The sequence below is a fragment of the Acinetobacter higginsii genome, assembly GCF_000369845.1.
Taxonomy (GTDB): Bacteria; Pseudomonadota; Gammaproteobacteria; order Pseudomonadales; family Moraxellaceae; genus Acinetobacter; species Acinetobacter higginsii.
This window is the reverse complement of sequence record NZ_KB850222.1, coordinates 578603-600905: the sequence shown is the minus strand read 5'-3', so window position 1 is coordinate 600905 and position 22303 is coordinate 578603. Positions and strand designations below refer to the sequence as shown.

Genomic DNA, 22303 nt, shown 5'->3' with positions numbered 1-22303 from the left:
TCAAAACGGGTAACTAAACGGGTAATAAGATAACCGCTTTAAAATTAGTTTATCAATTTCAATAGGTTAAGATGAACAAGATTGTTGTAAAAAAATTTTATTGCCTTCTTTATATCCTTTTCAACAAATATACCTTTCTCATAAAAAAAACCCATTTCATTCTTTGCAAAATCATCATTTTTTTCAACTAATTTTTCAAGTATACTAAAAGCACCTTTATAGTTCTCACTATCCATTTCAGCTTGATATTTAGAAACATATTCTTTTTTTTCAGCTTCAGAAATACCACTAGTACTTTTTGAATTACAAGCACTACTAAAAACAAGAATGAAAACTGTAAAAATAAAAACTATTTTTTTAAAATCAAACATCATTAATCCTTAGATATCAAATCTATTTCCACAATAGGATCTCTATCAAAATGCTTTTTAGAAAAACGACTATATAAATCCAATGATTAATAGTCCGTAAGTTTGTGATTGTGCTAATGATGCTGATAGATGAGTTTTTCATTTGAAATAGAAGATGCTTTCTTCGATCCAACCGCTGTTCCAACATAAAGATAGCATCAATACAATTAGCAAATTTATATGCAAATGGTAAAGATACCTCGAAGAATTCAGGGAAAACATCAATATACTCAAACCAACAGTAGAGCCTGTTAATACTACTGCACAATGTAATCTTGTCATAGTCTACAGAAAGAAAAAAATGAAAAGGAATTTTACTCTGAGAAAACAAGTATGAGTATAATTCAAAAAAATAGAATAAAGCTTATAATTTTAGAAATTACTCAGCTTTAGGCCCTAAATATATTTCTTCTTCAACCACCAATTCATGCTCTACAAATACTTCTAACCCGTCATCTGTTTCATTTATTTTAGTAAAACTGGGTTTAGCTTTCCCTTTACAATCTAAAATTCCTCCATAAATAATATTCTCATCTTTATAAACTCTATAACTAGTTTCAGAACTATTTAAGCTATTTTCATAACATAGCAGTAATAACTCCTGAACACCTTGATTACCATTTTCTGCGATAGCTTTTAACTCTTCATATGCATTTCCTATCTGAGCCCTACCACTATTGACCTGATCATTATGATTATTCTTATCTGAGTGAACACTACCACACCCCAAAATTAAGGATGATAAAAACAATAAAGCAGAAAAATTATCTCTCACAACTATTCACACCATTTTTGTTATAGTACAACCCTATATTCCAAGAGTTTATATCCTCATAAGTAATTTCCTCACCTTTCTTGTTTCTCTCAATCAAATCATTAGGATACAAAATCCCAATAAGCTGATAATTACCAAGACAATACAAGGTATAGTTTTCCGAATTTTCCATTTCAACCCACCCATCTGATTTTATTTTATTTTTTATCCCATCCATTTCTACATTTGATAGTTTTGTCTTATCAATTAAAATTGTTCCAGCATGATTTCCAGGGCGTTTAATAGATGACTCAAAAATAGGATCATAAGATTCAAAATACTTAGATATGATATCTTCAAAACTCATCATTTCAGATTTTCCGCGTTCGCCTGTACAAGATAAAATAGACAAAACAAAAACAAACAAAAGATTTATTTTAAAAAATTTTCTCATCCAAGCAATTATCATATAAAAAACATTTAATCCAACTTAATTACTGGAATTTCGTCCTTAATACAATGCTTAACCCCTGCTTCACTATATGACAATCCAACTGACCATTCATTTATATTTTCATATTTTATTTCCTCACCATCATAACCATAGTGTTTTGCATTTATTGGATACAACACTCCCATATATATTTTTTTATCAAAACAATATTCAAAAAAACTATCATGACTTGATATTAGTACCCAACCATCATCTTGCAATTTTTTTTGTATAATTTCAAAATCACCAAATGACATTTTTGATTTTTCCACCTCTGCTGTTGCATACTTATTCACAGGCTTATTAACCCAAACTTTCTCTCTTGGGCCGTACTCTCCAAAGTAGTTATCAATTACTTTATTAAAATATATACCTTTTTCTGTTGTTTCAGAATCCCGACAAGAAGATGTAAATAAAAAGGATGATATTAAAAAAATCTTTAAAATCAATTTATTCATTTATTAACAACCTTAGGTAATTGTAGTTTAAATTTTAAATCTATCGTTTCAGTCTCTGAGTAATCAAAGATTGTTGTACCAAATCCTCTTTCCAAACCAACTTGACTCTTCGTAGAAAATAGCTTTTGCCCATTAGGAACCGTTACTCCTCCAGTTAAGCCTAATAATCCACCTGTAATAGTATAACCTCTACCAGGTAACCATTCATTTACAAAATCTGATGTTCTTTGAGTTTTAGGCTTGTTAGTGATATAGCCAAAACTACAACCACCACCTTTTGCTGTAAAACTCTTTAATATCGATTTTCCAAATTCAAATGGTTTTTTATTTTGATTGTCTATTATTCCAGTAATTCCTGTGGCAACAGTTGAAAGGCTTACTCCTTTGGCTTTATAAACACTTCCATCATGAAGATTAATTACAACGCCACCGGCCAATGGACCAACACCACCTGAACAAATCGCATAATCAACACTTGGTGGGCAAACATAAGGAGTGTAAGCATTTTTTCCCAATACGGCTCTTGAGCGTAATCCACCTGGTTGTCTAGATTTAGGGGTAATTTCACAGACTGTGTTCCTATAGAACTCTTCTGCACTTTTTGCCCTCGCCTCATCTGCTAACTTCTTCTGTCTTTCTTTTTCCGCTGCTTTTTGTTTTGCTTGCTCATTTGCAAGTTTAGCCTGCTCAGTTGCTTTACGCTGACGCTCTAAAATCGGAGCATTCCTACGGTTAAAGTCTTGAGAATAACGTTCATAGTTTGACTGATTAGAATTCTTATTTTTCTCTGCCATCAAGCCCATTGGATCGACCCATTGAGTGGGATCATTTACATAGGCAGAAGTGTTATATCCACCGAATAACCCTATCGGATCTTTACTCATATACCTTGCACTATACGGCTCATAATAACGATAACGGTTATAATGCAGTCCTGTTTCATTATCGTAATACTGACCTTGGAATCTAAGATTACTCTGCTCAAATGGATTGTCCTTATTTAGCATTTGAATCTCGAGTGCGGTCCCCCATGTATCATGAGTAATTTCCCAAACACATTCACCTGCGGCATTGCTCAGTGTTTGTGGTGTTCCCACCTGGTCACAATGATAAAAAGTGGTTTGCTCTAAAGCCACACGGTTTTTACGTGTATCGCTGCTCCAGATCGGATCTTTATAAACCGAATAAGGCTTGTTGAGATATTCACTATAATCAGGGGTTTCTATCAGTTGAATAAAGCCCTGATACCCTGCCTGCATTAACGGTACAAAGCTATCAGGCTCATAGACATAATGTTTGGTATAACTGCTCTCAGGATGGCTCGAATTTTGGCTAGATTCCCAAATCATCAAATCACCATCCCAACCAAATAAAGTGAAATCTTGGTTTGATGATTTCTTATATAAACGACGTCCAAAAACATCATAGCCATACTGAGTCACGTTCCCATTCAAGTTACTTTGAATCAAACGGTTATGATTGTCCCAAGTCAGCTTTAAGACCTTACCATTTTGCGTGGTTTCAATCACGTTGCCTTGTACATCATATTGATAATGCTTGCCTTGATACTGCTTGATTAAATTGTTTTTGGCATGTGTTGTCTGGTTAATTGGGTCAACCAGATTCCCCGCTGGATCGAACTTAAAACTCTCGTTTTTATGCTGACTCTGGGTTGAAATCAAACGTCCAATCGGATCATATTGATAATTAAGCTGTCCTAAACGACTGTCTTCAACTTGGGTGAGCAAATAATTTTTATCGTATTGATAATGTCTATGTGCTTGATAACGGAGTCGATCTGAGCTTTCTTGCTCAGGCTCAATCTGTTGAGAAATCAGTAACCCGACATCATTATAATGCTTGCTTTGCACCAAACCATTTGCCAAGAAACGTACCGTTTCACGATGCAAATCATCACGTTGGAAAGAAACAACATCCTGCTGGTTAAACGCAATTCCGTAGATATGTCCTGAACCATAGCTCAGATTGGTCTGTTGCTGTCCGTCTGGACGAATGGTTTTAACCAGATGACCCAGTTCATCATATTCATAACGCAGTACAGCCGTTAGATTCAACATTTTATAATGCTGATGTTCACGCACCAATTGTCCAAGCTGATTACGATACAGTTGAACCTGACTTTCTGCATTACTGGCTGAGCTTAATTGTTGATTTAAATTATATTCAAATTGCTCTGTCTGGCTTTGATGAGTATGCAGATGCGTATATGTTTTAGAAGCAATCTGTCCATCATCATAATAGCTAAATTCAGTCAGAATATTGGGTTGTCGAATCTGGAACAATAGACCATTTTCACTATAGCTATAGTGCTTTTCCTCACCATCAAAGGCTTGTTCACGGACCAACTGACCAAACTTGTTGTAGTTAAACTGGTATTCCGCCTGATTCTGGTTAATAAGCTTTTGGATACGACCCTGCTTATCCCATTGATAACCCACACGATGCTGATTGGCATCAATGCGTTGTTCTAACAGGCCGACTGTATTGTATTGATATTGAGTGATTAAGCCGTTGGTGTCGGTGTGATTAAGCAGGCGACCTTCTTGATCATGCTCAAATAGCTCTTTCAAGCCATCTGGATACACGATGGCTTGAAGCTGACCTTTATCTTTGCCTTGCATACTATACAGATATTGAACTTTCTGTTCATTCGCCGCTTGTTGGGCACTTAAATCACCTTCTTCATCATATTCCCATGTACTGCTTTTGCCTGAACAATCGGTATAAGACAGCATTTGCCCTTGATCATTGTACTGGATTTTCTTGATACCTCCTTTGGCATCAACCACTTCCACCACCTGATTATTGCTGTTGTATTTATATTGAGTGACATGACCTAAAGGATTAATCTCTTTGCTGACATTGCCCTGTGTATCATATTCACGTTTCCAGATATTACCTTCTGGATCTTTGGTCTCGGTTAAATTGCCTTGTTCATCATAAGCAAAGCGAATCACACCACCATTCGGCTGTACAATTTTCGCCAGTTGCCCTTGATCATTATATTCTTGCTGAGTTTCCCGACCTTCAAAGTCAATTTGTCGAGTAATGCGTTTTTCACCGTCACGAGAATACCAAGACTCTCGACCATCGGCTAAACGAGTCCGATAGGTAAAACCATCCAAATCGAAATAATAATAGGTTGGTACATCATAGGCATCGTAAACTGCAACTTGACGTAAACGCGGATGCCATTTCAGTTTGGTATGGAAACTGCCGTCATCCGCCCATTCTTCAATGGCTTTGGCATTTGACAACGTCGATTCATAACGAATATTTTGTCCACGTCCTGTACGATCGGTATAGCGCGTTAATTGGTGAGCCTGATTATATTCGTATTGACGTGCATACCCATTTTGATCAAAAGCTGTAATCAGATTACCTTGTGCATCATAGTGATAGCGTGCCCAAGGCTCAATTTGATCATCCACAAATACCGCAATAATCTTAACTTGCTCATTAAAGGCAAATTTTAGTTGGTGCTGAGCCTGTTCAAACTGAAAATCAATAGCTTGAAGATAAGCAACACCATCTGCCAAAAGATAACTTAGGCTAATTTTTTCATTGGAATTTTCATTGAATTGTTGAATTAAATGATAGGGCTGACCAAGACCAAATTGATGAAAATGGAAACTCCAGTCACCGCCAAAATCTAATAGCAAATCACCATTTCCAATTGGATGAACTGTCATTCCTTCATAAGGAACGGTATAAGCCTGCTGCAAAATCGTGGATGGTAAGGCATGTTTACGCCCTTTCGCATCAATAAAGACGTAACCTTGTTCTTTTGGCAAAATCACATTGGAAAAAGGCATCATCCAACGGGCGCCAATCATCCCCTGATCAAACTCATCCATTTGCGAGTTATATTGGCGACTAAATACAAAACCAACTTTCGGTAAATAGAAATCAGCATGCTGAACCCGCTCTGCGCCAATTGAATAACTGATACTCTTACCCGTCTCTGAACCATTACCTTCACAAGGTGGTGCATTCAATGCATCCGCCTGTAAGCTCACAAACTCCAAGGTATCACCTTTGGTATGGCGCTCATATTCTCCCGTCTGATTAATCGGCACACTGGCATTGCCTTTATTTTCGCTGGCCTGAATCGCAGTTAAAGTTTGTTGTAATAACCAAGCCAAGCTGTATTTCTGCCCTGCATTGGCTTGCTGCTGTAAAGTCTGGCTTAAAGTTGCAATTGCTTGTGTTGCTTCTTGTTGCAGGCGTGTTTGAATATTTGGTTGTAGTTTAGGGGTTAAATCTGCCTGACTCGGTTTACCGATTAAATCAATGAGAGGTGCAGCCCAATTGCTAAATTTGAGTTTGGGGTCTCTTTTCTCTGCTGTTGCACCTACCGACGTTGCAGCCATGCTCGCACTTATTGCTGTCGCAGGCACAGACAAGCTCGTCAGAATACTGCTGCCTAAGATCGTTGCCTGTGAGAGTAAGGTCGCTAATTTGGCTTGTGTTTCTTGTAAAAACTTTTCTAAATCACCTGCGACCATCGCATTCAGATGCAGGCCCAAGCGTTTAATATCCGCTTCTTTAATCTTTCCATTTTCTGGATATAAACATTGCGACATTAGACCAAACATCGGACGTAATGCCATACGCGCATGTGCTTGATTGCTTGGTTCTGCAAATAAACCAATTAAATTTGCAGCGAGCAATGCACCCTGTTGTACCGCAGCATCCTCTGTCTTACTGTCGGTCGCATATAAAATTAAATCCAGCACACTGCCTGTTAAAGCAAAAATATTGGCTACCGTTCCAGTATTCGCACTCCCTTGTAATTGTTCTAAACTGGTATTCCCACATACCTGTAAATAAAGCTGGATTTGCTTGGCAATCATTTGCAGGTCAGTTACCGTGTGTACGCTGTCCAAATTAAAAACAGCAAGTTCAACCTTCGACGCTTTTTGATCTGTTGCCTGTTGTGTTTTTTCCGTAGCCATCAATCTCAAACCCTTAATTTATTTCAATACATCTATTTTTTAAATTGCTGCGCGTGAATTAAAATCTGTCCTAACCATTGTTCTTCCCATGAAAACGATCAACGATGCCTTGTTGAAGAATCGAATCCATTTGGGTGGCCTCCGCCAATTTGGTAGCTGCCTGATCTTTTACAAAACCCACACCCTGTGCTTTGATCATGTCAACCGACTGGCTCGGATTCATGGCGAGTTGCGCCAAGCTTTTCATTTGATCTGGAGAAATATTAAGGTTCAGTTGCTTTGAAACAGCACTTAAAGCGGTATTGCTGACTTGATCCTTGATTTGCCCAACCGACTGCTCAACCAAACCATTTAAGGTATTTTTACCTATATTTTTAAGGCTATTTTTATCCATCGAAACTAAACTGCTGGTCAGCTGTTGCTTCATGTTCTGTCCCAATGCGCTGCTTAAGGAGGCAGCAACTTTTTCTACTGGCTCTGCCCAAGTATAATCACGTTTAAAGTCACTACTTGATGCCCATGCACTGGTCTCATCTTTTTCAAAAATGACCTTGGCTGCGCCTGGTGCAATGCCTGTCACTTGCGCAAAACCATTTCCATCCAGTTTGCCAGTCAGTTGCTTACCCAGAGAGTCAATCACTTTATAGCTGTTCTGCTTAAAGAAATTATCTCCCCCATAACTTCTTAATAACTGTAGTGCACCTTTCAGTGATTTTGCTTGTGGTAACTGGGGTGCATTGCTACTTGCACTCGCGCCTGAGGCGAGTAAATGCTGACCTGCTTTTGCTTCAAACTTACCACTGGTCACAGGGAAAATACCTGAACCATTCAGCTTAATCTGAGAACCACCCGCTGTAATTACAATTTCTTTCGGACTGCTGATCTCAATACGATCTTCAGTTGAAATAATCTGAATGCCTTGCTTGGCCAGTAAATCCATACCATCCGACTGTGCTTGGACTTCAAACTTACCTTTGGCAGCAACTTGTTTAATACCATTCTGCGCAGCGAACACACTAATTCTGTTTTGCGCATGTGTAATCAGATTCTTCTGCGTACTCAGATTGATACTATCGCCCGCAAACTGATTGATCTGCCCATCCGCGGATAAATGAATATCCTCACTGGTACTTAGGCCAATCCCTGCTGGCGAGTTCAGCAATAGCAATGATTTTTTAAACTGAGCGATCTTCTCTTGAATCTGCTCAGCAAATTCTTTGAGCTGATCCAATGATTCTATTTCATCAGTCTGCTGATTCTTGGCCACTTCACTTAAGGCTTTGGCATTGTTTTGATTGCCTTCTAGCTGTTGTTTAGCAACTTGGGCATCCAGATGTTCACCTTGGGCTTGATCCTGTTTATGCGTGGAAAATAGTAAACCTTCGCCAGCACGCACGGCTCCCCATTGGTCAGTGCGCAGTTCAAAACCTTCACCGCGATCTTCACTTTCAGCTGTTGCTTTAGGGTGACTCAACTTCCCTAGATTGAGTTGACTGGCAGCATGACTGCTTTGCAACTGGGCGCTGATCTGACCTGTGGTGTCATCAAAGCGCAGTTGGTTAAAACCTTCGCCCTGATATTCTTTCGATTTGATCCCTGCTAGTTTCTTGGTGTCAGGCAGCTTGCCTGCATTGTCAAACTTGCTTGGGCTACGATGGCCTTCATGAATTCTTCCCACCACAAATGGACGGTCGATATTGCCATCAAAGAAGTCGATGACTACGATTTCATCAATACGCGGCAGGAAGCGTGCGCCATAGCCTTCACCTGCCCAAGGGGTCAGTACATCCACCCAAGCCGAATCCGTGTCGTTGTCATTCGCGCCTGCACCGCCATCATGGCTATGATCGTCATTGCGGGTAAATAGGAAACGGACTTTGATCCGCCCCCATTCATCCACGTGAATTTCTTCGCCGCTTGGCCCAACCACTTTGGCACGTTGTGGTGACGCTGTTGGGCGGTGTTGTAATGGGTTAAATTCAGGAACGGTTTTGATATTGCGGCGTTGTAACGTCAGTTGATTGGCTTGGCGTTCGTCACTCTCTTTTATTTGCCAATTGCTTTGTGCTAATAATTGATTGATCTGTTGATGTAGATCTTTAGGCAAGTTGTTTTGGTTATAAAAGTTTTTGCCTGTAATCAGGAATTCTTTATCACTGCCATCATGTTGATCAATTTCAGGGTGTTCGGCTAATTCAAACCAGTAACCAACATGGGTATCTCGCACGGTGCTATGGGCTGTAAATTGTTTGGATTGTAAGTCGTAGTATTGACCCAAGTTCCGATTCAGTTTTTCGATCTGTGTATTGCCCGATGGGGTTGCACCATCTTCCCCATTCATATCTTGCATCCATGCCGGTGAAAAGTGCCATGCCTGTTCTAGACCAAGACTGGCATTGTCATATTGTTCACTGTGTTTATGGGTACTTTGTACACTGCCTGCACCATCTTCTTGTTCTAGCGCATCGGCTTGCCAGCGTTGTACATGCACGCTGCTCGGTTGTAATGAACGTTGCCCGACCAGACTGGTCATGCTGTCGTATTGTTCGGTGGCACTACTACGGTGATAACGAATTGTTCTTCTGTCTAGGGCTTGGTACTGGCTATTGTCGTCAATCAGACGTAGTTTTTGCGGCTGAATCGCGGCACTGCTTTGCGCGACGGTTCGTTCAGCTTCATCAATGAGCCAGTTAATCGATTCGCTCCGTAGCAAACGCGTCAGGAAGTCGTAGTCACTTTCCAAAGATTGCATGATAAAGGGACGAATGTCGTAGTCTTGGCTGAGTCCGCTTAAATCAAGCGTTAAGCTTGATGCAAACAAGGGGCTTTTTTGTTGCCACTCTTTGAAGATAATTTCCACCACATCACGCACACTCTTGTTCATAAACACGCGGCTGTTACGGCGTTGTTTCCACAGTGCGGTGGGATCTTCTAAAGTCAGTTTATAGACAGTTAAGCTACCATCCGATTGCCCTTGCAAGGCTTGGGTGATTACCCCAGTGACTCGGGTCAATTGACCTTGATCAGTGACGCTATCAATTGCTGCTTGGCTACCAATAAATTGTTTCAACGCAATGGCAGCATTGGTCGACAAACAAATCAGTTCTGCTTTAAAACCTGCATTCAGCTGATGCTGACCATCAATACGTTGTAGGAATACTTGAGTATTTAAATTTTGATTAGAAAATTGAATATGGATTGCACGTTTTTGTGCAGTAAGGCCCAAACTGTCCAAGGCCTGAAATATATTACTCAACATTATTTTATAAAATATTAACTAAAATTTACGCTATTTTATAAACAGCATACAAATCTGTCTATATTTTTAATGTTACGTTCTTGCAACAAAGCCTGCAATAATCTGCAGATTTTAGTCTAAGCGCTTAAAATAATGATTAATAATTTTTTTACAGGATTAAATCAGAATACATATAAACCAAAATGTTTTATCAAATAAGGCCAATTCTCCCTATTTGATAAAATAGCAATCATTCAGCCTTAGACTGTGGCCTTAAAATAATCTTCTTTCGGCATATCAATCACTTCAACACACAACTGTATCGGATAGCTGGCTTCAGACTGGATATAGCTTTTTTGCTGCAGTCGCTGCAACAATGCCGCACCAACAGCTTGTTTTTGAGCCTGCGTTCTGCCACTCAATAAATACAGTTTTAAATGAATATAGGCTTCTTCTGTTTCATTCAAACCAATTAAAAATATCTCGTCTTTAAATACACGAGATTTAATATCATGTACGACAAATAAATCCGTTTCAATTAATGCGATATTCGCATCTTTTAATAATTGATGCGGATTTAATTCAGTTAAATTAGCCGAATAGTTTGCAATTAAATGCGGCATTTTTATGATTCCTATTCTACAAATAATAAAGCTAAACGAACTTGGTCATAAGCCATTCGCGGACTAGTGGCTTCAACAATGGGACGCAATTTAATCGAACCATCATCAGTAAAATGTTCAGGGTTTTTACGTTTATGCAAACGCTTATAAATCTTACGCACTTCTTCAATCACTTCATCGCCTGGACTGGCAACTGAAATATCCAAACCCTGCTCTTTATGCAAACGTGCCAGATGATTGATGATCGTTGCAGGGGTTAAACCACGCTCATGCGCAATATCTTCAATTTCATAGCCTTCTTCAAATAAAGTACGGGTTTCATCCAAGGTCGCTGCAGCATAATTCTGTTTTGCACCTTTGGCGATTTTCTTTTCATTACGAGCAATTTCAGTCGCATTCAGTGTGCCACCACAATGCCGAATAAAGGCATTATGCTGTGTGCTTAAATCAATATTTTCAAAGTTGGCTTCCGCTTCACTCGATAATTCCTGAAAACGGCGATCTGCTTTGATTGCCAAGCTATCCAGTTCAAGCGCCTGCTCATTAAAGCCGAGCAATTTCAGCCCTGTCAGAGATTTTAAGCGTGATAAAGCTACATAGCCCTGACCTTTTTCAAAAGTATTGCTGAGATTGATCTCTGCGGCTTCCAAGGTCATACCCTGACTTTTATGAATGGTAATCGCCCATGCCAAACGTAATGGAATCTGTTGAAAGCTGGCAATTGCCTTACCTGCTTCATTTTCAATCGACCATGTTTCTGGTTCAACCAAGAAAGTGGTGCCATCGGTCAATTTCACCTTGGGCAGGATTCCCTGTTTATCATCATCTTCAAAACCAACCACTTCACCCAAACTGCCATTGATATAGCCCATATCAAAGTTGTTTTTAACAAACATCACCTTGGCATTTTTCTTTAGGGTGAGTTCTTCAGGCGCACGCACTGATGATTTTAAAGTTTCCATCAACTTTTCGTTGCCATCGACAACCGCATTGAATTGATGGCTTTCATTGTCAATTTCATTCAGGTGCTGATAATTAATATTATCGACATCCATATTGTGCGTATATAAACGAGTAAAGGTCTCGCCAATATCGTGCTGACGTGATTGTTGCAAAGCACTAATATGGTTGCCTTGAATATTCTGCGCGCGAATCGCATTGAGAATCTGATTGAGGATCTCATCATCCTGACGATGCTGTTCAGTCAAATAACAGACACGGAATTTGGCTTCGACCCAAGCATCCGACATAAAACAGAATTTATCGCGATTGCTCTCATCCTTTTTACCGACTGGCGGTAACTGGAAGAAATCCCCTGCAACAATGACTTGAATCCCACCAAAGGCTTCGTCACTTTCTTTAAAGTATTTTAATACCTGATTAACCAGATTCAATTGCTTGGCATGCAGCATTGAAATCTCATCAATAATCAACACTTGGGCATTTTCTAAATGCTCTTTTAAATATTTACGCTCTTTCATCCGTTTCAGATCATCATCACTTAGACGGTCTTTAATCCCGATCCCTGCCCAAGTATGGATGGTCATGCCATTCATATGCGTCGCCGCAATCCCTGTGGATGCAGTGATCGCCACAGGCACTTTACGTGCTTTGAGATAATGAATGTACTGATTAAGCGTATAGGTTTTTCCTGCACCTGCTGAGCCCGTTAAAAAAACATTTTCCCCAGCTTTAAGTAACTTGAGTGCAGTCTCTTGTTTCATAATTTCTTCAGTCAAAAACAACAGTGCATAGCTTAACGATTTTTTAGCAAAAATAAAAACGCAAATCCAATTCGCGAACGCTAGGTGTCGTATAATTACATTGACATCCAAGGGTTTTCATTTAATGTGTTTGTTAATGAATTCAGACTTGATCTATAAAAATGACTACTTCAAATCTTTATGAATATCAAACAGATATGCTCGGCGAAGATTATCAGCAACTGACTTTAAATTTCGCTGATGATTATGATGGAAAAGTTGTTGCGACCTTAGTCCGCAAGAAGGCCGCTGAAGCAACCAAAAAAGCAGTTTTATATATCCATGGTTTTGCAGACTATTTTTTTCAAAAAGAAATGGCTGAACAATTCAATCAGCATGGTTACGATTTTTACGCACTCGACCTCAGAAAATATGGCCGCTCAAAACTTCCTCATCAAAAACTCTACTACGTTTTAGATTTGCGCGAATACGATGCCGAAATCAGTAAAGCACTCGAAGTGATCAGTCAAGAAAACCACAATCAAGTTGTACTGGCAGGACATTCTACTGGTGGTCTAATTGCTACTTTGTATGCTGCACATTATCCAGATCATCGTTTAATTAAAGCGGTGTGGAACAACAGCCCCTTTTATGACTTCTATAAAAGTGTTATTGAGAAAAAAGTCGGGATTCCCTTGCTCAGTGAAGTGGGTAAACGCTTACCCAACGCAAAATTTCCAAGTGGCTTAAATCCATGGTACACACCAAGCTTGCATAAAGATTTTTACGGCGAATGGGATTTCAATTTGGATTGGAAACCAAAAACCATGCCTTTTGTACATCTCTCTTTTGTCACGGCCATTCATGAAGCACAAAAAGAAATCCATCAAGGCGTGACCTTAAATGTGCCTACCCTAATCATGCATTCACATCAATCCAAATTCCCTAAAAAATGGGGTATTGATGCACAGCAAAGCGATGTGATTCTAGATGTCAATGATATGACTCAAAATGCCAAGAAAATGAAAGGTGATGTGCAAACCCTGTCGATTCAAAATGGTTTACATGATCTTGTACTGTCTGCACCATCTGTACGTGAGCAGGTGTATCAACAGCTTTTTGCATGGCTAGCTGAAAAAATCCAGTAATACCGACGACCATTTTAAATATCTTGATGCTCAGTGGTCTTGGTACTTACTGAGCATATTTTTAGCAGGATGAGATGCAGGCAATAATTCCAATAAGCGTTCAGCCGCATCAACCGCTTCAGGACAATAAGCCAAATGCCTTAATAAAGCGTCGCTGCCCTCTGATTGAAAAATGGCGTGACTCAAACGGGATTCCAAACAATCCCGCCAAGCACATAAAAATGGACTTTCGGTTTTTGCTAAAAAAATGCCAGTATAGCCTTGCAGGGCTGTGTTGATATAACCTGCATCCAAAGCTTGTTCCAGTTGCAGGAAATCCGCCTCAACAGGTACATTCAGGCGATAAGGGCGAGAGCCAAGTAAGTCTCCCAAATGCTCTCTTAAATGAGACATCTCCGCTTTTAATGTCCCCATACTGACTTTGCGTTCCCCATACAAAGCCTGATGTAAATTTTCTAAATTCAGTCCTTGCGGACATAAAGCCAAAATCACCAGAATTTCAACTTGTCTCGGGCTTAAGCTCAAGTTTTTGCCATTGATCAAGACCTGTGCTGTATTAAAAGTACGGAGATACACATGCTGCTGTTGTAACTCTTGCATTGCCATTTGAATAATTGCAGCACAGCGTTCGACCGCCAATAAACCTAAACTATTGTGGTTTTCCCATGTGGTGGATAAATCTACTACGCCTAAGACTTGTTTGGAGTATGGGTCTACGATCGGAGCAGCATAGCAAACCCAATCATGCACCGATGCCATATAGTGTTCATTGGAAAATACACAACTTGATTTCTGCGTCTTGAGCGAAAGTGCCAGCGCATTGGTGCCAACCAGTTCTTCCTGCCATTGCCCGCCAGCAACGAAATGGACACGTTCGGCAGCATTGCGCATTTGGGTACAGGATGCTGTCCAAATAATAGTACTGCCGACATCGCCAACCGCAAGCACCATCGCTGACTGTTCTGCAACATGCTTGAGGTCTTGTTGACAGGCCTGTAATGCCAAGGCCAATGAACCTGTTTGAGTCGAAACTTGATCAAGTAAAGGTGCAGCTAAACGTTCTTTAGGAATATCAGCACGTGTAGAACGCTCCCAGGAACTGGCAATACTCTGTTCCATTTTTTCCGCATGTTGTGGATTGAGGCTACTTTGTGATCTGAGTTGCTCAACCAATGTCCGCTGTTGCTGTAATTCCCTTTTTGTATGCATTTGTAATTTCCTTATTCCCTTACATGCAATTCCAACCTTTTTCCAACCTTCAACGCGATAACGTCATTCTCAATAACGTACCCAGTACTTTATTTAAAAATATCACAACACATAAAGGAGTATGTATATGCGCTATGTTGATCCGAATCAATCTGGTTCAAAAATCCATTTTAAAGACCAATATGAAAACTTTATTGGTGGACAGTGGGTTGCCCCTGTTAAAGGAGTCTACTTCGACAATATTTCTCCTGTCGATGGCAAAAGTTTTACTCGTATCCCACGTTCGAGTGCAGAAGATATTGAATTAGCACTGGATGCCGCCCACAAAGCCAAGAAAGAATGGAATAAATCCTCTCCCACCATACGATCTAATTTATTACTAAAAATTGCTGACCGTATGGAAGCCAATTTGGAAATGTTGGCAGTTGCTGAAACTTGGGATAATGGTAAACCTGTCCGTGAAACGCTGGCGGCTGATATCCCTTTGGCCATTGATCATTTCCGTTATTTTGCAGGCTGTATTCGCGCACAGGAAGGTGGTATTTCTGAGATAGACGAAGACACGATTGCCTATCATTTTCATGAACCTCTCGGCGTGGTTGGGCAGATCATCCCTTGGAACTTCCCAATCTTGATGGCAGCATGGAAACTGGCACCCGCATTGGCAGCAGGCAACTGTGTGGTAATCAAACCTGCAGAGCAAACTCCCGTCGGTATTTTATTGGTGGCTGAACTGATACAAGACCTATTGCCTGCGGGTGTACTCAATATCGTCAATGGTTATGGTGCCGAAGTTGGCCGCCCACTGGCAACCAGTCCACGTATTGCCAAAATTGCGTTTACTGGCTCAACCCAAGTTGGGCAATTAATCATGCAATATGCCACTGAAAACATTATTCCAGTGACTTTGGAACTCGGCGGAAAATCACCGAATGTGTTCTTTGCCGATGTGATGGATCATGACGATGATTTTCTGGATAAAACCCTTGAAGGTTTTGCCATGTTTGCACTGAATCAAGGTGAAGTCTGCACCTGCCCATCGCGTGCCTTGATTCAGGAAAGTATTGCCGATCAGTTTATGGAAAAAGCCATTGAACGGGTCAAGCGCATCAAACTTGGACATCCCCTCGATACCGACACCATGGTCGGTGCACAAGCCTCACTGGAACAGCAAGAGAAAATCCTGCGTTGTATTGATACAGGCCGACAAGAAGGTGCTGAAGTGCTATTGGGTGGTCATGGTCGCCAAGAGGTCGGCAATGGATACTACATCGAACCGACCATCTTTAAAGGTCATAACAACATGCAAGTGTTTCAGGAAGAAATCTTTGGCCCTGTGCTGTCGGTAACTACATTCAAGGACTTTGATGAAGCCATTCAGATTGCCAATGACACCATGTATGGCTTAGGTGCTGGGGTCTGGTCACGTTCAACCCATACCGCCTATCGTGCAGGTCGTGCCATTGAAGCGGGTCGAGTTTGGACCAATTGTTACCACATCTACCCAGCTCATGCTGCATTTGGAGGCTATAAAAAGTCAGGTGTAGGCCGTGAAAATCACAAAATGATGCTCGACCACTATCAACAAACCAAAAATCTGTTGGTGAGCTATTCAACCAAAGCCATGGGCTTTTTCTAAGTCTATAGAAGGATCAAACCCTGTATAAGCCTTGCGACATAGGCTTATACAGCCTTAAACCCTAATGTACTGATGACTCAATAAACACCGTATTTTCTCAAGCAAACTGGATCAAGCAATCAAATAAAAATTTAATTTTGGCACAAGGTGTGCAACATCGGCATTGCTTTTGCATCTTGCTGATGAGACCCATACACGGAGCTTTGTATGAACAATCAAGAACCTATTTCTGCACTTTCAGCATCTGCAACCTCTTCTGAAGATTATTTTGCCCAAAGAAAACTCAAGCAAGGTGCCGTGGGCTGGTTATTACTGATCGGCTTAGGGGTCGCCTATGTTATTTCAGGCGATTTCGCTGGCTGGAATTTTGGTATCGCTCAAGGGGGTTGGGGCGGCATGTTTGTTGCCACCGCGGTCGTTGCCGTGATGTATCTCTGCCTATGTCTTGCCATGTCCGAAATGGCGACCATGCTGCCTACAGCGGGTGGCGGTTATAGTTTTGCCCGTATTGCATTTGGTCCACTCGGTGGTTATTTAACAGGTACCGCGATTCTGATTGAGTATGCGATTGCGCCTGCCGCTATTGCGGTCTTTATTGGGGCCTATTGTGAATCTCTATTCGGTATTGGCGGCTGGCAAGTTTATTTAGCCTGTTATCTGATTTTTATGGGGATCCACCTAAAAGGTGCTGGTGAAGCACTTAAGATTATGTTTGCCATCACCTTGGTTGCGGCAATCGCACTGGCTGTTTTTATCGTTGCGATGTTGCCTCATTTTAATTCGCAGAATTTGTTTGATATTGCTGCAGGGCAACAATTTGGCGCAAGCAGCTTTTTACCCTATGGCTATTTAGGCATTTGGGCAGCGGTTCCCTATGCGATTTGGTTTTTCTTGGCTGTTGAAGGTGTACCTTTAGCTGCTGAAGAAGCCAAAGACCCTGCCAAATCACTACCACGCGGATTGATTGGTGCGATGTTAATTTTAACCGCTTTTGCCCTACTGATTCTATTTTTAGGCGCAGGTGCAGCCGGTGCCAGTACCTTACAAAACTCCAGTGCGCCCTTGGTCGATGCGCTCGTCAAAGTCTATGGTCAAGGTACATGGCTGGCGAACTTTGTTAATTTTGTCGGTCTTGCTGGGCTTATCGCCAGTTTCTTTTCAATTATCTATGCCTATTCACGCCAGATTTTTGCGCTCTCCCGTGCGGGCTATTTACCCACCTCGCTGTCATTAACCAATAAAAATCACGCCCCTTATTTAGCCATCATCATTCCAGGCATCATTGGCTTCTTCTTGTCCTTAAGTAAAGAAGGCGATTTGCTTATTTTAATTGCAGTCTTCGGGGCAACCATTTCTTATGTCTTGATGATGCTTTCACATATTAAGCTGCGAGTATCTCGTCCCTTGATGTACCGCCCCTATAAAACACCAGGTGGTATCTTCACCTCTAGCATTGCCTTAATTTTGGCTGCCATCGCAGTTGTTGCAGGCTTTCTGGTCAACCCTAAAGTGTGGTGTATTGCAGCAGGTATTTATATGGTCTTTATTGCCTATTTTATCTTTTATAGTCGTCACCAACTCATACAAGGGACGCCAGAAGAAGAATTTGCACAGATCACGGCAGATGAAAAGCAATAATCAGAAAGATTAAGGAGAACCGCATGCGTTACCGTCAAATCGTGGCACAACAACACTATCAATTTGCCGATCTTAAAACATTGATGGCAAAAGCCACCCCTTTACGTTCTGGCGATCAACTGGCGGGTGTTGCTGCGCAGGATGCTACTGAACGTGTTGCTGCACAAATTACGCTTGCAGATGTGCCTTTAAAAAACTTTTTAAATGAAACCGTAGTGGATTACGAGACCGATGAAATTACCCGTCTGATTATTGATGAACATCGCGCTGATCTGTTTGCACCGATTGCGCATTTTACTGTGGGCGATTTTCGTAACTGGTTACTCAGCGAAGATGCCACAACAGAGAAGCTACAACAGCTTACAGCGGGTTTAACCCCAGAAATGGTTGCCGCTGTGAGTAAAATCATGCGTAATCAAGATCTGATTTATGTCGCAAGCAAATGTGAGGTCATTACCCAATTTCGCAATACCATCGGCTTAAAAGGACATTTATCCACGCGTTTACAACCCAATCATCCGACCGATGATGTACTCGGTATTTCCGCCAGTATTTTAGATGGTCTGATGTATGGCAATGGCGATGCAGTGATTGGGATTAATCCAGCAACAGACAATCTGCATAATCTCTCTGAGCTGTTAAAGCTGATCGACCATGTCATTCAAGAATATCAAATCCCGACCCAGTCTTGTGTTCTGACCCATATTAGTTCAGGCATTCAACTGGCAGAAAAAAATGTTCCGATTGACCTGATGTTTCAATCTATCGCAGGTACACAAAAAGCCAATGAAGGTTTTGGTATTTCACTTGCCATGTTGCAGGAAGGTTATGAAGCGACACTGGCGTTAAATCGAGGTACGCTTGGAAACAATGTAATGTACTTTGAAACGGGTCAAGGTAGTGCCCTGTCCAGCAATGCACATCACGGCGTTGATCAGCAAACCATCGAAGCACGTGCCTATGCTGTGGCGCGCAAATACAAGCCTTTATTGGTCAATACCGTGGTCGGCTTTATTGGCCCTGAATATCTCTACGACGGAAAACAAATTATTCGCGCAGGTTTAGAAGATCATTTCTGTGGCAAATTGCTTGGTCTGCCAATGGGCTGTGATATTTGCTATACCAATCATGCAGATGCCGATCAGAACGATATGGATGTACTTCTGACCTTATTTGGTACAGCAGGCATTAATTTTATTATGGGCATTCCAGGTTCGGATGATGTGATGTTGAATTATCAAACCACCTCTTTTCATGATGCACTGTATCTCAGACAACTACTTGGGTTACAACCTGCCCCTGAGTTTTCACTCTGGTTGGAACAACAAGGCATTTTAAAACAACAGCAGCAACAGATTCATTGGGCAGAACAAATGCCCGCTCAATTCTCCAGATTATTGATGCATTAAGGAGAATCTCATGAAGCTTTCCAAGGACATTCAATTTCCTGCACAGGCGCATCAAGACCAGTGGGAAACACTAAAACAGTTTACCGATGCCCGTATTGCCATTGGACGTGCAGGGTGCAGCATTCCAACCCATGCATTACTTGATTTCCAACTCAGCCACGCCCAAGCCAAAGATGCGGTCTTTCAATCACTGAATGTCACCCATCTGCAAGAACAGCTACAAAAACTAGGTCTAAACCCGATCCATGTACAAAGTCAGGCTGAACATAAAGAGCTGTATTTGAAGCGACCTGATTTAGGACGTTTACTTTCAACCGATTCGACACAACAGCTTCAGCAAATGCAAAAAGCGTCGCAGGCTTATGATATCTGTATTGTGATTGGTGATGGTTTATCAGCCCGTGCCATTGAAGAAAATGCACTGCCATTCATACATGCATTGATTCAGCCTTTTGCAGAACAACAGTGGTCTTTAGCCCCTGTAGTGATTGCTACAGGCAGCCGGGTTGCTTTGGGCGACGAAATTGCTGAAATTTTTCAGGCGCGTATGTTGATTATGCTGATCGGTGAACGTCCTGGGCTCAGTTCACCTGACAGTATGGGACTCTACTACACATGGAAAGCGCACAGCGGTTGCCTAGATTCACAACGCAACTGTATTTCCAATATTCGTCCCGCAGGATTAAGTACGCCGATTGCCACACAACGCCTATTGGCTTTAATGCATAACTCCAAACGACTGGGCTTATCTGGTGTCGATTTAAAGGATGAACATGTGGTTCCAACTGTTGAAGAACATCATCAACGCAGATTGCTTTTTTAACTGAGCAATTGGACAGCCCTATTTTCCAGTGCTGTCCAAAAAGCATAAGGTCAACACATCGGTCTTAAAAATGATTTAAGATACAACATAATTTTTATTCATTGGTACTCGGTCATGCCCCTCGCTTCTCATCTAAAAACCGTTTACGCCATTCAGCATCTTGCTTTTGAAGACCTTGGTTCATTAGAAGATATTTTTTATCAATTGGGTTTTCGCGTCCGTTATTTTGAAGCGGGTGTGGATAATCTGAGTCCCGCACTGAGTTATGAGGGCTTAACGATAATTCTCGGTGGCCCAATCGGCGTCTATGAAACCGAGGACTACCCGTTTTTAGTGGATGAAATTGAGGGTTTAAAACAACGCTTAAAAGCCAATAAACCCACCATTGGCATTTGTTTGGGCGCACAGCTGATTGCACATGCACTGGGGGCAAAAGTCTATGCTGGACATCAAAAAGAGATTGGTTGGAGCAAATTAGACATTAAAGTGCTTGAGACGAATCCCTTAGCCGCATTAGAAAATGTCGAAGTGCTGCACTGGCACGGTGATACTTTTGATTTACCTGAAAATAGTAGCTTATTGGCAAGTTCGGCGATCTATCCAAATCAAGCTTTTTCTGTGGGCAATAACATCTTGGCCTTGCAGTTCCATATTGAAATCGCTGAAGAAAACTTTGAAAAATGGCTCATTGGCCATACCTGTGAAATACGTCATGCGGGTTTATCCATTCCTCAATTACGCCAAGATAATCAGGCTTATGCAGCACAGTTGGAACAGCAGTGCCGATTGGTCATTCAAACGTTCTTAGACCATCTGAATGTTTAAAGCTTGCTATTTTAGAACTGTAAAAAAAGCCCAACATTATATCGCTGGGCTTTTTTGATGGTTCATCCATAAGCTCTATTGCACCAATGTTAAAGCTGTGTTGTTGTCTGCATTGGCAGTAATCGAGAATCCTGAATTGCTGCAATACGATGTCCATTTCCCTTCATGCATTCTGGGTTCTGTGCAAACGACATAAAGCTGTCAATGGATGTTTGTTTTACCAACATTACTATGTCCCAATACTCATCAGAGGGGCCGATAAAAAAATCACCCGCATTGGCAAGCAGTAAAATATCACCACCCGTTTGCTGTAGAAATGGACGTGTATGGTCGATATAGCGCTGAAAAGCCTCTCGTCCTGTAATTGGGGTTGCTGGAGCTAGATCTGGACAATCTGAATAATCCGCCACTTGCTTCAATCGAAGTAAGTTCAACATGACGACCTCCCCTTGAAGATGTCGCTTAAATAAACGAATCCCATCCTCTTGGGTTGGGAAAATATACGCGTCTTTCATTTTGCCTCCGCTTTAAACTTTTAATTTATTTAACAAAAGCTGTAGCGTCTTAATTTCCTCTTGATTGAATAATGCAAAGATAGAATCAACCGTGTGCTCGACCGTCGTGATCGCATTGCTGAGAAGTTCTTGACCACTTGCACTCAGTACGACAAAGCTTTGTCTTGCATCACGTGGATGAACCGTCTTTACGATCAGTCCAGTTTTTTCCATAGGTTGTAACACTCTGGTGACACCAGAAGCTGTCAGTGCAACTTTATGGGCCAATGAGATTCGATTTAATCCCACCTCAGGCACCAGACCAAGGTGATACATCAGAATGAATTCCGTCAGATTAATTCCGTGTACGCTAAGCGCCAGATCAAGTTTTTTACTCAATAAAGAACCAACAAGGTGTTGATCCAGTAATAATTCAAGCTTATTCATAACCAATTTCAAT

General features: G+C 41.1%; 17 protein-coding genes. 6 read left to right on the top strand and 11 right to left on the bottom strand.

Annotation, left to right across the window (positions count from 1 at the left end):
• Positions 1-44: 44 nt before the first annotated feature.
• From F885_RS02725 to F885_RS02760, 8 genes are all read right to left on the bottom strand, one after another.
• Positions 45-371 carry a sel1 repeat family protein gene (locus F885_RS02725; protein WP_005322261.1) on the bottom strand — a complete coding sequence of 109 codons (327 nt, stop codon included), beginning with the start codon at positions 369-371 and terminating at the stop codon, positions 45-47.
• Positions 372-789: 418 nt separating this feature from the next.
• On the bottom strand, positions 790-1185 hold the full coding sequence (locus F885_RS02730; RefSeq protein ID WP_005322260.1) for a hypothetical protein: 396 nt from the start codon (positions 1183-1185) through the stop codon (positions 790-792).
• Entirely contained in the window at positions 1175-1633 is a 459-nt protein-coding gene (locus F885_RS02735) for a hypothetical protein (protein WP_225761696.1), read from the bottom strand. Before F885_RS02735 ends, F885_RS02730 begins: the two co-directional genes overlap by 11 nt.
• Before the next feature lie 11 nt (positions 1634-1644).
• Positions 1645-2115: a hypothetical protein gene (locus F885_RS02740; protein WP_005204651.1), complete on the bottom strand. Its 471-nt coding sequence runs from the start codon at positions 2113-2115 to the stop codon at positions 1645-1647.
• Positions 2112-7094: an RHS repeat-associated core domain-containing protein gene (locus F885_RS02745; protein ID WP_005322257.1), complete on the bottom strand. Its 4983-nt coding sequence runs from the start codon at positions 7092-7094 to the stop codon at positions 2112-2114. The genes F885_RS02740 and F885_RS02745 overlap by 4 nt, the downstream gene beginning before the upstream one ends.
• A gap of 70 nt (positions 7095-7164) precedes the next feature.
• The gene (locus F885_RS02750) at positions 7165-10353 is read right to left on the bottom strand and encodes a type VI secretion system Vgr family protein (RefSeq protein WP_005322256.1); all 3189 of its coding nucleotides are present in this window, start codon (positions 10351-10353) and stop codon (positions 7165-7167) included.
• A gap of 239 nt (positions 10354-10592) precedes the next feature.
• Positions 10593-10955, bottom strand: coding sequence for a 5-carboxymethyl-2-hydroxymuconate Delta-isomerase (locus tag F885_RS02755; RefSeq protein ID WP_005322255.1), 363 nt, complete (start codon positions 10953-10955; stop codon positions 10593-10595).
• Positions 10956-10966: 11 nt separating this feature from the next.
• Positions 10967-12679 carry an AAA family ATPase gene (locus F885_RS02760; protein WP_005322253.1) on the bottom strand — a complete coding sequence of 571 codons (1713 nt, stop codon included), beginning with the start codon at positions 12677-12679 and terminating at the stop codon, positions 10967-10969.
• A 161-nt stretch (positions 12680-12840) separates the two neighbouring features.
• Here F885_RS02760 and F885_RS02765 point away from each other — a divergent pair, with 161 nt between their 5' ends.
• The gene (locus F885_RS02765) at positions 12841-13806 is read left to right on the top strand and encodes an alpha/beta hydrolase (protein WP_005322250.1); all 966 of its coding nucleotides are present in this window, start codon (positions 12841-12843) and stop codon (positions 13804-13806) included.
• Between the two features lie 30 nt (positions 13807-13836).
• Here the strand turns inward: F885_RS02765 and F885_RS02770 are convergent, their stop codons facing one another.
• A complete protein-coding gene (locus F885_RS02770; RefSeq protein ID WP_005322241.1) occupies positions 13837-15015 on the bottom strand; it encodes a hypothetical protein in 1179 nt (392 codons plus the stop codon).
• 127 nt (positions 15016-15142) lie between these two features.
• Between F885_RS02770 and exaC the strand changes: the two genes are divergently transcribed.
• From exaC to F885_RS02795, 5 genes are all read left to right on the top strand, one after another.
• Positions 15143-16654: an acetaldehyde dehydrogenase ExaC gene (exaC, locus tag F885_RS02775; RefSeq protein ID WP_005322230.1), complete on the top strand. Its 1512-nt coding sequence runs from the start codon at positions 15143-15145 to the stop codon at positions 16652-16654.
• A 207-nt stretch (positions 16655-16861) separates the two neighbouring features.
• On the top strand, positions 16862-18292 hold the full coding sequence (eat, locus tag F885_RS02780; RefSeq protein WP_005322228.1) for an ethanolamine permease: 1431 nt from the start codon (positions 16862-16864) through the stop codon (positions 18290-18292).
• 23 nt (positions 18293-18315) lie between these two features.
• Positions 18316-19701, top strand: coding sequence for an ethanolamine ammonia-lyase subunit EutB (locus F885_RS02785; protein WP_005204668.1), 1386 nt, complete (start codon positions 18316-18318; stop codon positions 19699-19701).
• 10 nt (positions 19702-19711) lie between these two features.
• On the top strand, positions 19712-20524 hold the full coding sequence (gene eutC / locus F885_RS02790; RefSeq protein WP_005322224.1) for an ethanolamine ammonia-lyase subunit EutC: 813 nt from the start codon (positions 19712-19714) through the stop codon (positions 20522-20524).
• 114 nt (positions 20525-20638) lie between these two features.
• Entirely contained in the window at positions 20639-21349 is a 711-nt protein-coding gene (locus F885_RS02795; protein WP_005322223.1) for a glutamine amidotransferase, read from the top strand.
• A gap of 89 nt (positions 21350-21438) precedes the next feature.
• Here F885_RS02795 and F885_RS02800 read toward each other — a convergent pair whose 3' ends face one another.
• Together F885_RS02800 and F885_RS02805 are read right to left on the bottom strand one after the other, a co-directional pair.
• The gene (locus F885_RS02800; protein ID WP_005322222.1) at positions 21439-21864 is read right to left on the bottom strand and encodes a hypothetical protein; all 426 of its coding nucleotides are present in this window, start codon (positions 21862-21864) and stop codon (positions 21439-21441) included.
• A gap of 12 nt (positions 21865-21876) precedes the next feature.
• Positions 21877-22290 (bottom strand): MarR family winged helix-turn-helix transcriptional regulator, encoded by a 414-nt coding sequence (locus tag F885_RS02805; RefSeq protein ID WP_004806068.1) that lies wholly within the window; start codon positions 22288-22290, stop codon positions 21877-21879.
• Positions 22291-22303 lie beyond the last annotated feature (13 nt).

Bases quoted from the DNA above. Each gene is read 5' to 3' on its own strand.
- F885_RS02750 (WP_005322256.1), bottom strand. From the start codon at position 10,353: ATGTTGAGTAATATATTTCAGGCCTTGGACAGTTTGGGCCTTACTGCA.
- F885_RS02760 (WP_005322253.1), bottom strand. From the start codon at position 12,679: ATGAAACAAGAGACTGCACTCAAGTTACTTAAAGCTGGGGAAAATGTT.
- F885_RS02795 (WP_005322223.1), top strand. From the start codon at position 20,639: ATGCCCCTCGCTTCTCATCTAAAAACCGTTTACGCCATTCAGCATCTT.
- F885_RS02785 (WP_005204668.1), top strand. From the start codon at position 18,316: ATGCGTTACCGTCAAATCGTGGCACAACAACACTATCAATTTGCCGAT.
- F885_RS02740 (WP_005204651.1), bottom strand. From the start codon at position 2,115: ATGAATAAATTGATTTTAAAGATTTTTTTAATATCATCCTTTTTATTT.
- F885_RS02735 (WP_225761696.1), bottom strand. From the start codon at position 1,633: ATGATAATTGCTTGGATGAGAAAATTTTTTAAAATAAATCTTTTGTTT.
- F885_RS02765 (WP_005322250.1), top strand. From the start codon at position 12,841: ATGACTACTTCAAATCTTTATGAATATCAAACAGATATGCTCGGCGAA.
- F885_RS02800 (WP_005322222.1), bottom strand. From the start codon at position 21,864: ATGAAAGACGCGTATATTTTCCCAACCCAAGAGGATGGGATTCGTTTA.
- exaC (WP_005322230.1), top strand. From the start codon at position 15,143: ATGCGCTATGTTGATCCGAATCAATCTGGTTCAAAAATCCATTTTAAA.
- F885_RS02725 (WP_005322261.1), bottom strand. From the start codon at position 371: ATGTTTGATTTTAAAAAAATAGTTTTTATTTTTACAGTTTTCATTCTT.
- F885_RS02770 (WP_005322241.1), bottom strand. From the start codon at position 15,015: ATGCATACAAAAAGGGAATTACAGCAACAGCGGACATTGGTTGAGCAA.
- eat (WP_005322228.1), top strand. From the start codon at position 16,862: ATGAACAATCAAGAACCTATTTCTGCACTTTCAGCATCTGCAACCTCT.
- F885_RS02745 (WP_005322257.1), bottom strand. From the start codon at position 7,094: ATGGCTACGGAAAAAACACAACAGGCAACAGATCAAAAAGCGTCGAAG.
- F885_RS02805 (WP_004806068.1), bottom strand. From the start codon at position 22,290: ATGAATAAGCTTGAATTATTACTGGATCAACACCTTGTTGGTTCTTTA.
- eutC (WP_005322224.1), top strand. From the start codon at position 19,712: ATGAAGCTTTCCAAGGACATTCAATTTCCTGCACAGGCGCATCAAGAC.
- F885_RS02755 (WP_005322255.1), bottom strand. From the start codon at position 10,955: ATGCCGCATTTAATTGCAAACTATTCGGCTAATTTAACTGAATTAAAT.